At 63.3% G+C, this 12,432-nt stretch carries 11 protein-coding genes and 1 pseudogene; 6 read left to right on the top strand and 6 right to left on the bottom strand.

The features are described 5' to 3' along the window. Positions 1 to 99 precede the first annotated feature (99 nt). From E6B08_RS29935 to zwf, 3 genes are all read right to left on the bottom strand, one after another. Positions 100 to 954 (bottom strand): Tim44 domain-containing protein, encoded by an 855-nt coding sequence (locus E6B08_RS29935; RefSeq protein WP_136917269.1) that lies wholly within the window; start codon positions 952 to 954, stop codon positions 100 to 102. 148 nt (positions 955 to 1,102) lie between these two features. Further along, on the bottom strand, positions 1,103 to 3,289 hold the full coding sequence (gene uvrD / locus E6B08_RS29930) for a DNA helicase II (RefSeq protein WP_136917268.1): 2,187 nt from the start codon (positions 3,287 to 3,289) through the stop codon (positions 1,103 to 1,105). Positions 3,290 to 3,385: 96 nt separating this feature from the next. Further along, positions 3,386 to 4,828 (bottom strand): glucose-6-phosphate dehydrogenase, encoded by a 1,443-nt coding sequence (gene zwf, locus E6B08_RS29925; protein ID WP_136917267.1) that lies wholly within the window; start codon positions 4,826 to 4,828, stop codon positions 3,386 to 3,388. A 103-nt stretch (positions 4,829 to 4,931) separates the two neighbouring features. Here zwf and hexR point away from each other — a divergent pair, with 103 nt between their 5' ends. Continuing rightward, positions 4,932 to 5,798, top strand: a complete 867-nt coding sequence (gene hexR / locus E6B08_RS29920) for a transcriptional regulator HexR (RefSeq protein WP_136917266.1) — start codon at positions 4,932 to 4,934, stop codon at positions 5,796 to 5,798. Positions 5,799 to 5,928: 130 nt separating this feature from the next. Further along, a complete protein-coding gene (locus E6B08_RS31245; protein WP_136917265.1) occupies positions 5,929 to 6,147 on the top strand; it encodes a PA3496 family putative envelope integrity protein in 219 nt (72 codons plus the stop codon). On the opposite strand, the gene E6B08_RS29910 is transcribed toward E6B08_RS31245, so the two are convergent. Beyond that, positions 6,089 to 7,051 (bottom strand): LysR family transcriptional regulator, encoded by a 963-nt coding sequence (locus tag E6B08_RS29910; protein ID WP_136917264.1) that lies wholly within the window; start codon positions 7,049 to 7,051, stop codon positions 6,089 to 6,091. The genes E6B08_RS31245 and E6B08_RS29910 overlap by 59 nt on opposite strands. Positions 7,052 to 7,240: 189 nt before the next feature. On the opposite strand from E6B08_RS29910, the gene E6B08_RS29905 reads away from it, so the two are divergent. The 4 genes and pseudogenes from E6B08_RS29905 (at position 7,241) to E6B08_RS29890 (ending at position 11,280) form a co-directional block, all read left to right on the top strand. After that, entirely contained in the window at positions 7,241 to 8,656 is a 1,416-nt protein-coding gene (locus tag E6B08_RS29905; RefSeq protein ID WP_054884776.1) for an acetyl-CoA carboxylase biotin carboxylase subunit, read from the top strand. An 11-nt stretch (positions 8,657 to 8,667) separates the two neighbouring features. Then, on the top strand, positions 8,668 to 10,476 hold the full coding sequence (gene oadA, locus E6B08_RS29900; RefSeq protein WP_136917263.1) for a sodium-extruding oxaloacetate decarboxylase subunit alpha: 1,809 nt from the start codon (positions 8,668 to 8,670) through the stop codon (positions 10,474 to 10,476). Between the two features lie 271 nt (positions 10,477 to 10,747). Next, positions 10,748 to 11,005 (top strand): annotated as a pseudogene (locus tag E6B08_RS29895) (type II toxin-antitoxin system HipA family toxin); the annotation flags it as partial. Beyond that, on the top strand, positions 11,002 to 11,280 hold the full coding sequence (locus E6B08_RS29890) for a helix-turn-helix domain-containing protein (RefSeq protein WP_136917261.1): 279 nt from the start codon (positions 11,002 to 11,004) through the stop codon (positions 11,278 to 11,280). The pseudogene E6B08_RS29895 and the gene E6B08_RS29890, both read left to right, overlap by 4 nt. Before the next feature lie 19 nt (positions 11,281 to 11,299). Here E6B08_RS29890 and E6B08_RS29885 read toward each other — a convergent pair whose 3' ends face one another. Further along, on the bottom strand, positions 11,300 to 11,974 hold the full coding sequence (locus E6B08_RS29885) for a GNAT family N-acetyltransferase (RefSeq protein WP_136917260.1): 675 nt from the start codon (positions 11,972 to 11,974) through the stop codon (positions 11,300 to 11,302). Between the two features lie 7 nt (positions 11,975 to 11,981). Further along, positions 11,982 to 12,428, bottom strand: a complete 447-nt coding sequence (locus tag E6B08_RS29880; protein ID WP_136917259.1) for a GNAT family N-acetyltransferase — start codon at positions 12,426 to 12,428, stop codon at positions 11,982 to 11,984. Positions 12,429 to 12,432: the final 4 nt, after the last annotated feature.

Below are 12,432 nucleotides of genomic sequence, written 5' to 3'. Positions count from 1 at the left end.
ACCTTGATGACAACGCTGCGCGTTATACCGTAGTAGCCCGCTCTGGCAAAAGCAAAAACCCCAGGCCAGGCCTGGGGTTTTTTTGACAACGTGCGATGGTTAACCGTTCTGACGGATACCGGCTACCAGCCAAGGCTGGTTCTCGCCCTGGGCGCGAACCATGTGCCAGCTTTCGCTGAACACTTCACCCTGGTCGAAGCGCGAGGTCTTCGACACGCCACGGAAGGTCAGGGTGGCGTCGGTACGGTCTGGGCGATCGTCGACACCGTCCAGTTGCACTTCGAGGTTATCGATGTAGGTGGACTGGAAGCCATCACCCAGGTCGGCCCGCTCGCGCTTGAGGAACTCGAGCATCTGCGGCGTGACGAACTCGGAGATCTTGTCCATCTCGTTGGCGTCCCAGTGCTGCTGCAGCGACTGGAAGTGGTCGCGGGCGGCGGCGAGGAAGCTCTGCTCGTTGAACCAGGCCGGGGCGTTGATGGCCGGGGCCGGGGCGGCGGCAGGTGCGGCCGCGCCACCGAAGATCGACGGCTGGGCAGGCTGGCCGTGGGCTTCACGCTGGAATGGCGCGTGGCCTGGAGCGGCCATTTGTGGCTGCTGCTGGCGGCGGCGCGCGGCGATGAAGCGGAACACCAGGAAGGCGATCAGCGCAACGATCAGGAAGTCCATGATCTGCAGGCCTTCGAAGCCGTCACCCATGAACATGGAAGCCAGCAGGCCACCGGCGGCGAGGCCGGCCAGTGGGCCCAGCCAGCGCGAAGCACCGCTGGCGGCGGCCGGGGCACGGCCTGGCGCGGTTGGCGCGGCGGCCGGCGTGGTTGGCGTAGCCTGGCGGGTCTGGTGGATAGGCGCGGAGCCCGAGCTCTTGCCGCCGCCGAAACGTTTGGCGTTGGCGTCCAGGCTCAGCGTCAGGCCGACGCAGAGCGCCAGTGCGATGCTAAGAAAACGTTGCATAAATGGGATTTCCCCTGTTGTGGATTGCACGCGCGTCATGGTGCACAGGTTCATGTGCACATGACCAGCGACATAATGTTTCGAGCTTTTGCCTGGATGTTACAGGCAGTTGCCGGCGCGGCGCAGCCGAACGCCGGCAACCCTGCCGCTACAGCGCCTCGAGCTTGGCGTAGCCGAGCATCAGCCACTTGCTGCCTTCGGCGAAGTTGACCTGCACCCGCGCCTGAGCGCCGGACCCCTCGAAGTTGAGGATCACGCCCTCGCCAAACACTGCGTGCTGCACGCGCTGGCCCAGGTTGAACTGGGTCTGCGGGATGTTGGCATTGGCGAACAGGTTGCTCGTGGTGGCCTTGGCGCCGCCGAAAGGTCGGCTGACGCTGTTGGAAAGGCGCACTTCCTGAACCAGCCCAGCCGGAATCTCGCGTACGAAACGCGACACCTTATTATAGGTTTCGCTGCCATACAGGCGTCGGGTCTCGGCGTAGGTCATCACCAGCTGGCGCATGGCGCGGGTAATGCCCACGTAGGCAAGGCGTCGTTCCTCTTCCAGGCGGCCGGGTTCTTCCAGGCTCATCTTGTGCGGGAACAGGCCTTCTTCCATGCCCACCAGGAACACGTACGGGAATTCCAGGCCCTTGGCGCTGTGCAGGGTCATGAGCTGGATGCTGTCCTCGTGCTCGTCGGCCTGGGCATCGCCCGCTTCCAGCGAGGCGTGGCCGAGGAATGCCGACAGCGGCGAGAGGTCGGCATCTTCCTCGGTGGACTCGAAGTTGCGCGCCGCGCTGACCAGTTCCTCAAGGTTTTCTACCCGTGCCTGACCCTTTTCACCTTTTTCTTCCTGGTGATAGATGATCAGCCCGGACTGCTCGATGGTGGTCTGGGTCATGGTGTGCAGGGGCATGTCGGCGACCTTGGCGGCCAACCCCTCGATCAGCTCGATGAACGCGCCCAACGCGCTGGCAGCGCGGCCCTTTAGGGCCTTGTTGGCCAGCAGCTGGCACATCGCTTCCCACATCGACACCTGGCTGTGGCGGGCATGCTCGCGGATGCTCTCGACGGTTTTCTCGCCGATCCCACGCGGTGGCACGTTGATTACCCGCTCCAGGGCCGCGTCGTTGCCACGGCCTTCGAGCAAGCGCAGGTAAGCCATTGCGTTCTTGATCTCGGCACGCTCGAAGAAGCGCTGGCCGCCATAGATGCGGTAGGGAATGCGCTCGCGCAGCAAGGCTTCTTCCAGCACCCGTGACTGGGCGTTGGAGCGATAGAGAATGGCCATGTCGTTGCGCGAGTTGCCCTGCTTGATCAGGCTCTCGATGGTCTCGACCACATAGCGCGCTTCGTCGTGCTCGTTGTAGGCGGCGTACAGCGTCAGCGGCTCGCCTTCGCCCAGGTCGGTCCACAACTCCTTGCCCAGGCGCCCGCTGTTGTTGGCGATCAGGGCGTTGGCGGCCTTGAGGATTCCGCCAGTGGAGCGGTAGTTCTGCTCCAGGCGGATCATCTCGGCATCGGGGAAGTCGGCGGTGTACTGGTGGATGTTCTCGATCTTGGCGCCGCGCCAGCCGTAGATCGACTGGTCGTCGTCGCCCACCGCCATCAGACTGCCGCCGTCCCTGCCGGCCAGCAGGCGCAGCCAGGCGTACTGCACGGCGTTGGTATCCTGGAACTCGTCCACCAGCAGGTGGCGGAAGCGCCGCTGGTAATGCTCGAGCAGGCCAGGGTGGTCGCGCCACAGGTCGAGGGCGCGCAGCAGCAGCTCGGAAAAGTCGATGACCCCGGCGCGCTCGCACGCTTGCTCGTAGGCCTCGTAGATGCTGCGCATGGTCGCCAGGAACAGATCGCCACCGGCCTGGATATGCTGCGGGCGCAGGCCTTCGTCCTTCTGCCCGTTGATGAACCACTGGGCCTGGCGCGCCGGCCAGCGTTGCTCGTCGAGGCCGAGTTCGCGGATCACCCGCTTGACCAGGCGCTGCTGGTCGTCGCTGTCGAGGATCTGGAAGTTCTGGTTCAGCCGCGCCTCTTGCCAGTGCGCCCGCAACAGGCGGTGCGCCAGGCCGTGGAAGGTGCCGACCCACATGCCCGCCGGGTTGATGCCCAGCAGTTGTTCGATCCGGTGGCGCATCTCGGCCGCCGCCTTGTTGGTGAAGGTCACCGACAGGATCGAATGCGGCGAGGCCTGCTCCACCTGGATCAGCCAGGCGATGCGGTGCACCAGCACGCGGGTTTTACCGGAACCGGCGCCAGCAAGCACCAGCTGACGCCCGAGCGAGGCCGCGACGGCCTGGCGTTGGGCATCGTTGAGGGAGTTCAGCAGGAGGGAGAGGTCGTCTGTGTGCATCGCGCCATTCTAGGGCGAGGCGGGTGAAGGGGCAAACATCCACTGTATAAATGTTCACCCCGCGGCTGCCTTCCGTCGCCTGGGCAGCGGCTGCGGTCAGCTGTGCCAGTGCCGGCCATGGCGGGCCAGCAGGCCGTTGGCCTGTTCCGGGCCGTTGCTGCCGGCGGCATAGGGGCGCGGCGGCTGGAAGTGCTGCTCCCAGCCGCTGATGATCGGATCGATCCAGGCCCAGGCCGCTTCCACTTCGTCGCGGCGCATGAACAGCGTCGAATCGCCGGCCAGCACGTCGAGCAACAGGCGTTCGTAGGCATCCCAGCGGCGCGTCTGGCTGAACACCTGGGCCAGGTTCAGGTCCAGATCGACCGGCTCCAGGCGCATGCCCTTGCCCGGGCTCTTGGTCATCATGCGCAGGCTGATGCGCTCGTCCGGTTGCAGCTGGATGAGCAACTGGTTGACCTGGCCCCCACTGAACAACTCGTGGGGCACCGGCTTGAACTGGATGACGATCTGCGACGAGCGCCGCGCCATGCGCTTGCCGGTGCGCAGGAAAAACGGCACGCCGGCCCAGCGCCAGTTGTCGATGTGGGCGTGGACGGCGACGAAGGTCTCGGTGTCGCTGTCGTTGTCGACATCCTTCTCGAAGTAGTAGGCCGGCACTTCCTGGCCGCCGATGTGCCCGGCGCCGTACTGACCGCGCACGGTCTTGTCCTGCACGTCCTGGCCGCTGATCGGCTTCAGGGCGCGCAGTACCTTGACCTTCTCGTCGCGCACCGCTTCGGCCTCGAACTGCGCGGGCGGCTCCATCGCCACCAGGCACAGCAACTGCAGCAGGTGGTTCTGCAGCATGTCGCGGGTGGCCCCGGCGCGGTCGTAGTAGCCACCGCGGTTCTCTACGCCGAGGGTTTCGCAGACGCTGATCTGCACGTGGTCGACCTGGCCGTTGCGCCATACTGGCTCGAGCAGCGCATTGGCGAAGCGCAGGGCCATCAGGTTCTGCACGGTCTCCTTGCCCAGGTAGTGGTCGATGCGAAACACCTGCGGCTCGTCGAACGCCAGGCCGATCGCTTCGTTGATGGCAGTGGCCGACTCCAGCGAATGGCCGATCGGCTTTTCCAGTACGATGCGCGCCTCGTGGTCGGCCAGCCCGGCGATGCGTAGGTGGTTGGCGATCGGCACGAACAACTTGGGCGCGGTAGCCAGGTAGTAGATGCGGGTCAGCCCGCCGGGCTCGCCGAGGTAGCGCGCCAGGCGGCCGAAATCGGCGCTTTGCGTGGCGTCCATGGGGAAGTAGTCGAGCCTTGCGGTGAAGCGCCGCCATACGTCTTCGTCGAAGTCGCTGCGGGCGATCTGCGCCCGGCAATGGCGTTCGGCAAGCTTGAGGTAGTCGTCACGCGAGAGGTTGCGCCGGGCCAGGGCGATGATGCGCACGGCGGTGTTCAGGCGCGCCTCGCGATACAGGTGATAGAGCGCCGGCAGGAGCTTGTGCAAGGCCAGGGTGCCCGTGCCGCCGAAAACCACGATGTCGCAAGGAATAGTCAAACCACCACACTCCACGTTCGTTTAACTGGGCGGGTTGGCGTCCATGTAGTATAACTACAAGAAAGCTACATCCCGGCCAGCCGATCATAACCGAGTCCAGACCGTGAATCTGTTGCAACATATCGCTCAATCGCGCCACCTGCTGCGCAAATCGGAACTGAAAGTGGCCGACCATGTGCTGCTGGACCCGGCTGCGGTCATGCACAGTTCAATGGCGGACCTCGCGCACAGCGTGGGCATCAGCGAGCCTACCATCGTGCGCTTCTGTCGCGCGATCGGTTGCTCGGGATTCCAGGATCTCAAGCTCAAGCTGGCGCAGAGCCTGGCGGCCGGGGCCAGTTTCGGCCAGTTCGCGATCCACGAGGACGACTCGGTCGCCGACTATAGCCTGAAGATCTTCGACACCACGCTGCACACCCTGATGGAGGTGCGCGAGCATCTCGACCCGCAGGCGCTGCAACAGGCGGTGACCGCCATGGCCCATGCTCAGCGCGTGGAGTTCTACGGCTTCGGTGCCTCCGGCGCGGTGGCGGCCGACGCCCAGCACAAGTTCTTCCGCCTGCTGCTCACTGCGGCGGCCTATTCCGACCCGCACATGCAGGCGATGTCGGCGGTAACCCTCAAGCCTGGCGACGTGGCCGTGTGCATCTCTCAGTCGGGTCGTTCCAAGGACTTGCTGATCACCGCCAACCTGGTGCGCGAGAGCGGCGCCAACCTGATCACCCTGTGCCCGAGCCAGACGCCGTTGGCGGAGCTTTCGACCGTCAACCTGGCGATCGATGTGCACGAGGACACCGAGATCTATACCCCGCTGACCTCGCGCATAGCCCACCTGGTGGTGATCGACGTGTTGGCCATGGGCGTGGCCATGGCGCGTGGGCCAAGCCTGGTCAACCACCTCAAGAGCGTCAAGCGCAGCTTGCGCAGCCTGCGTTTGTCGCCCAAGTCGATCAAGGCTACAGAAGACTGATTTGCGTGTGGGTCGGCCCTTTCGCGGGTATTGGCCACGCAAATTCATCGATTTGTCACCATTTCACAGCCAAACCGTAAACCCCCGGCGCCAGTCTGAAACTCCCCGCATCCTCTCTGGGAGACAGGCAATGACTCGTGACTTCGACGGTTCGTACCAACCCAGCGCCAAGGCTCGCAAACAACAGGAAAAAGACCAGCGCCGCATGGAATACCGCCGCGCGATCGAATGCTATTGCGACCAGCGACAACTGCTGCGTGACCTGGCGGACTACCCTGACTTGCAGGAACTCACGGCGTGGCGGGCAGCGTCGGCAGCTTCCCAGAAAAGCGCTCAACAAGCCCGCTGATCATTGCACGTTCGCTGCGGATGAACGCAAGAAACGCCAAGGCCACCGGCGACTGCCGCTTGGCCTTGGACTGCACCACGCACCAGCTGCGGTACAGGGGCAGTTCCTCCACCGGCAACTCCTTGAGCACGCCCGTGGCCAACTCCAGGTTCAGCGCATGGCGGGTCAGCAGGGCGATGCCGAGCCCGGCGATCACGCATTCACGCTGGGCATCGGCCGAGGCCACTTCCAGGGTCTGGGTGAAGTGCACGCGCTTGTCCTTGAAGTATTCCTCGCAGGCCTTGCGCGTGCCTGAGCCCTGTTCGCGCACGAGCAGGGTATGAGGTTCCAGGTCCTGCAGGCGCAGGTGCTCGAGCTTGCTCAGCGGGTGATCGGGCGGTGCCACGGCGACGATCGGGTTGTTGAGGAACGGCAGGAACTCCAGGCCCATGTCCTGGGGCACCATGGACATGATGATCAGGTCATCGCGGTTATCGGAAAGCCGGCGGATGGCCTGGGCGCGGTTGACCACCGTGAGCGTCAGGTTGACCTCCGGGTGACGCTGCTTGAAGGCGGCGAACAGGTGTGGCACGAAGTACTTGGCGCTGGACTCGACCGCCAGTTTCAACTGCCCCTGCAGTGAGCCCTGCATGTCCGAAAGCTGCATGTCCAGGCTCTCCAGGCGCCCGAAGATGTCGCGGCTGGCGCGTTGCAGGGCCTCGGCGGCGTCGGTCAGGTAGAGCTTCTTGCCCACGTACTCGAACAACGGCTGGCCAATCAGCTCCTCGAGCTGGCGGATCTGTAGACTTACGGCGGGTTGCGTGAGCGCCATTTCCTCGGCCGCACGGCTGTACGAGCGCAGATCGCACACCTCGTTGAAGATCTGCAATTGACGCAAAGTCATACGCATCAAGGACTTACGCATTTTTATCCGCCCTGCGGCAACAGCTTGTTACCAGACTATAAGCTTTTGCTAATACAGCCCCTAACAAATATTGATTTTTGTTTATCGACCATCGGCGCTAGCTTGAATAGGCGACTGGCCAACAATGTCTGGTCACGCGCCGACCGGTAGAACCGGATCGTCTGTTCCTACGGCTTTGGGAAGACTCCAGTGATAAAAAAAATCCTGATCGCCAACCGGGGTGAAATCGCAGTTCGGATCGTGCGTGCCTGCGCCGAGATGGGCATTCGCTCTGTCGCGATCTACTCCGACGCCGACCGTCACGCCTTGCACGTCAAGCGCGCCGACGAGGCCTACAGCATCGGTGCCGAGCCTCTGGCCGGCTACCTGAACCCGCGCAAGCTGGTGAACCTCGCTGTGGAAACCGGCTGTGACGCCTTGCACCCAGGCTACGGTTTCCTGTCGGAAAACGCCGAACTGGCAGAGATCTGCGCCGAGCGCGGGATCAAGTTCATCGGCCCGGCCGCCGACGTCATCCGCCGCATGGGCGACAAGACCGAAGCCCGCCGCACCATGATCCAGGCCGGCGTACCGGTCACCCCAGGTACCGAAGGCAACGTTGCCGACATCCACGAAGCCCTGAGCGAAGGCGACCGCATCGGTTACCCGGTAATGCTCAAGGCCACCTCCGGTGGCGGCGGCCGTGGTATTCGCCGCTGCAACAGCCGTGAAGAGCTGGAACAGAACTTCCCCCGCGTCATCTCCGAGGCTACCAAGGCCTTCGGTTCGGCGGAAGTGTTCCTCGAGAAGTGCATCGTCAACCCCAAGCACATCGAGGCGCAGATTCTCGGTGACAGCTTCGGCAACGTCGTGCACCTGTTCGAGCGCGACTGCTCGATCCAGCGCCGTAACCAGAAACTCATCGAAATCGCCCCGAGCCCCCAGCTCACGCCCGAGCAGCGCGCCTACATCGGTGACCTGGCGGTGCGTGCGGCCAAGGCGGTGAACTACGAGAATGCCGGTACCGTGGAGTTCCTGCTCGCCGATGGCGAGGTGTACTTCATGGAAATGAACACCCGGGTGCAGGTGGAACACACCATCACCGAGGAAATCACCGGCATCGACATCGTCCGCGAGCAGATCCGCATCGCCTCGGGCCTGCCGCTCTCGGTCAAGCAGGAAGACATCCAGCACCGTGGCTACGCGTTGCAGTTCCGGATCAACGCCGAAGACCCGAAGAACAACTTCCTGCCAAGCTTCGGCAAGATCACCCGCTACTACGCCCCCGGCGGCCCGGGCGTGCGTACCGATACGGCGATCTACACCGGCTACACGATTCCGCCGTTCTACGATTCCATGTGCCTGAAACTGGTGGTCTGGGCATTGACCTGGGAAGAAGCCATGGACCGCGGCCTGCGGGCCCTGGACGACATGCGCGTGCAAGGGGTGAAGACCACCGCCGCGTACTACCAGGAAATCCTGCGCAACCCGGAATTCCGTAGCGGCCAGTTCAACACCAGCTTCGTCGAAAGCCACCCTGAACTGACCAACTACTCGATCAAGCGCAAACCCGAAGAGCTGGCCCTGGCCATCGCCGCCGCCATCGCCGCCCACGCAGGCCTGTGAGGAACCTAATAATGTCCAAGAAAATCCACGTAACCGACACGATCCTGCGCGACGCCCACCAGTCCCTGCTGGCCACCCGCATGCGTACCGAAGACATGCTGCCGATCTGCGACAAGCTCGACAAGGTCGGCTACTGGTCGCTGGAAGTCTGGGGCGGCGCCACCTTCGACGCCTGCGTGCGCTTCCTCAAGGAAGACCCATGGGAGCGCCTGCGCAAGCTGCGTGCCGCGCTGCCCAACACCCGCCTGCAGATGCTCCTGCGCGGCCAGAACCTGCTGGGCTACCGCCACTACAGCGACGACGTGGTCAAGGCCTTCGTGGCCAAGGCTGCGGTCAACGGCATCGACGTGTTCCGCATCTTCGACGCCATGAACGACGTGCGTAACCTGCGCGTGGCCATCGAAGCGGTGAAGGCCGCCGGCAAGCACGCCCAGGGCACCATCGCCTACACCACCAGCCCGGTCCACACCATCGACGCCTTCGTCAAACAGGCCAAGCAGATGGAAGCCATGGGTTGCGACTCGGTGGCGATCAAGGACATGGCCGGCCTGCTGACCCCATACGCGACCGGCGAGCTGGTCAAGGCGCTGAAGGCCGAGCAGTCGCTGCCGGTGTTCATCCACTCCCACGACACCGCTGGCCTGGCCGCGATGTGTCAGCTCAAGGCTGTGGAAAACGGTGCCGACCACATCGACACCGCCATCTCCAGCTTCGCCTGGGGCACCAGCCACCCGGGCACCGAGTCGATGGTCGCCGCGCTCAAGGGTAGCGAGTTCGACACCGGCCTGGACTTGGAGCTGCTGCAGGAAATCGGCCTGTACTTCTACGCCGTGCGCAAGAAGTACCACCAGTTCGAGAGCGAGTTCACCGCCGTGGATACCCGCGTGCAGGTCAACCAGGTACCGGGTGGGATGATTTCCAACCTGGCCAACCAGCTCAAGGAGCAGGGCGCGCTCAACCGCATGAACGAAGTGCTGGCGGAGATCCCGCGGGTGCGTGAAGACCTCGGCTTCCCGCCGCTGGTGACGCCGACTTCGCAGATCGTCGGTACCCAGGCGTTCTTCAACGTGCTCGCCGGCGAGCGCTACAAGACCATCACCAACGAGGTGAAGCTGTACCTGCAGGGTGGCTACGGCAAGGCTCCGGGCGTGGTCAACGAGCAACTGCGCCGCCAGGCGATCGGCAGCGAAGACGTCATCGACGTGCGCCCGGCCGACCTGCTCAAACCAGAGATGGCCAAGCTGCGTGCCGACATCGGTGCCCTGGCCCGTTGCGAAGAAGACGTGCTGACCTTCGCCATGTTCCCGGACATCGGCCGCAAGTTCCTCGAAGAGCGTGAAGCCGGCACCCTCATCCCCGAAGCCCTGCTGCCGATCCCGGAAGCCGGCGCTGTTGCCGCCCCAGGCGGTGAAGGCGTACCGACCGAGTTCGTCATCGACGTGCACGGCGAGACCTACCGCGTCGACATCACCGGCGTGGGCGTGAAGGCCGAAGGCAAGCGTCACTTCTACCTGTCGATCGACGGCATGCCGGAAGAAGTGGTGTTCGAGCCGCTCAACGAGTTCGTCGGCGGTGGCGGCAGCAAGCGCAAGCAGGCCAGTGCCCCCGGCCACGTCAGCACCACCATGCCTGGCAACATCGTCGATGTGCTGGTCAAGGAAGGCGACATGGTCAAGGCCGGCCAGGCCGTACTGATCACCGAAGCCATGAAGATGGAGACCGAAGTCCAGGCGGCCATCGCCGGCAAGGTCGTGGCCATTCACGTAGCCAAGGGCGATCGCGTGACGCCGGGTGAGATCCTGATCGAGATCGAGGGCTGATCGAAGCCCTCATCTACAAACGGTTTACCTCTGGGGGGCGGATGCTCCCCTTTTTTTTTATTGCCTGCCGTAAGGTATTTGGCGCCTGTGAGATCGAGCGCCGCCCGCGCGGCGCTCGATTTACGAACCACCTCAACCTCCAAGACAAGCACCTGGTGGCTCTCACCAACATTCCGTGAAGAACCTTTTTTGTGCAGTAAAATGCATGTGCCACGTCGAAAAGTTGCCCGAATATGCATTAAAATGCATAAATTAGGCTGTTAAGGTGGCAGAGGGCATTACCCGGACGACCAAATGGGCCCCTGGTATCGAACGTGCTGGCGAGATCGACTGGCGTGCGGCGTGCAATAGCCTTGGGGACTTGATCGATCCGCAGCTTGCGTTCGAGCGCCTGAGTCAGGATGCGGCGCGATTGCTGGCACTTCCCGATCTGCTTAGCGCATCCGGCTTACCAGCGACCGTCATGGATCACCCGGCCATTGCTTTGCGGCATCTGGAGAAACGTATGAAAGAGTGGCAACTGATATGAGTCTGACCCCGGAACAACGTGCCCAGATCATTGATGACGTACAGCAGGCCATTGCTCAAGGCACCTGCGAACTGGGCGCGGCCGTGCGGCATTTGCGGGTGACCGTTGCGAACCTGCAGCAGGCCCAGTTCGCGCGTATGTGCAAAGTGTCTTTGCGTACGCTCATCCAGATCGAGCAGGGTGAAGGTAATCCGACACTCAAGTCGTTGAACGCAGTATTTCGCCCTTTTGGCCTGCAAATGGGTGTAGTGAGGCGCCAGCGTCAGGTGATTTGAACGCAGGCACCTTGGCTTTTCAGTGCTGGGCTCGGCAGTGTTCCAATTTGTCGATTTGCCCCCCAGGCCGCTGGTTCTCCTCACTCAACCACCGCTCGAACCCTGCTGCCACCTGTGGCCACTCCTCATCGGTAATCGAGTACCAGGCCGTATCTCGGTTATGGTCCTTGACCACCATGTGCTTGCGGAACACGCCCTCGTAGACGAAGCCGAAGCGCTCGGCCGCACGCTTGGAGCGGGCGTTGTCGTTGTTGCACTTCCATTCCAGGCGTCGGTTGCCCAGTTCGAAGCCCAACTTGCCGAGCAGGTAGATCGCTTCTGTGCCCTTGGGCGTGCGCTGCATGATGGCGCCAAAGGCGATGTGGCCGATTTCGATGCGGCCCTGTTCGGGCACGATCGACAGCAGGCTGAGGATGCCCTGGGCCTGGCCGTTGGCACGGTCGATGACGGTATAGAACAGCGGGTCGCGGCTGGCGGCGTTGCCCTCCAGCCAACGGTCGAACGTACTGCGCTCGGCAAACGGGCCGTAGGGCAGGTAGTCCCACAGGCGCGGGTCGCTGCCTGGACCCTGAAGTACCTGCCAGAGGTCATCGCCATGGCCTGTAGGGTCGAGTTTTTCCAGGCGTATGAAACGGCCTTCAAGGGTTTGCGCCAGTGGTGGCGTAGCGGGCTTCCAGTGCAATGCGTCAGTCATGATCGGCCTACAACCCTTTGCGGAATTGAATGAAGCCAGGGCGCTCGGCAACCTGCTGGTACAGGCTGATGGCGGTGGCATTGGTTTCGTGGGTCAGCCAGTGCACCTTGATGCAGCCGGCAGCCTTGGCCGTGGCGTACACATGTTCGATCAGCTGGCGACCGATGCCCAGGCCGCGCTGCGTGCTGTCCACGTACAGGTCCTGCAGGTAGCAGGAATTCTCGATGCTCCAGTTGGAACGATGGTAGATCCAGTTGACCATGCCGACTGCCTTGCCATCGACCCAGGCCAGGGCCGAATGGGTAGGCTCGTTCGGGTCCAGCAGGCGCTGCCAGGTGCTGGCGCTGACGTCATCGGCCAGTTCGGTTTCATAGAAACGCAGGTAGCCCTGCCATAGGCCGAACCAGGCGGCGTGGTCTTGAGCGGTGACGGGGCGCAGGGTAACGCTGGGCATGGGC

This window comes from Pseudomonas putida (assembly GCF_005080685.1).
GTDB lineage: Bacteria > Pseudomonadota > Gammaproteobacteria > Pseudomonadales > Pseudomonadaceae > Aquipseudomonas > Aquipseudomonas putida_V.
This window is presented reverse-complemented; position numbering and strand designations above follow the sequence as displayed.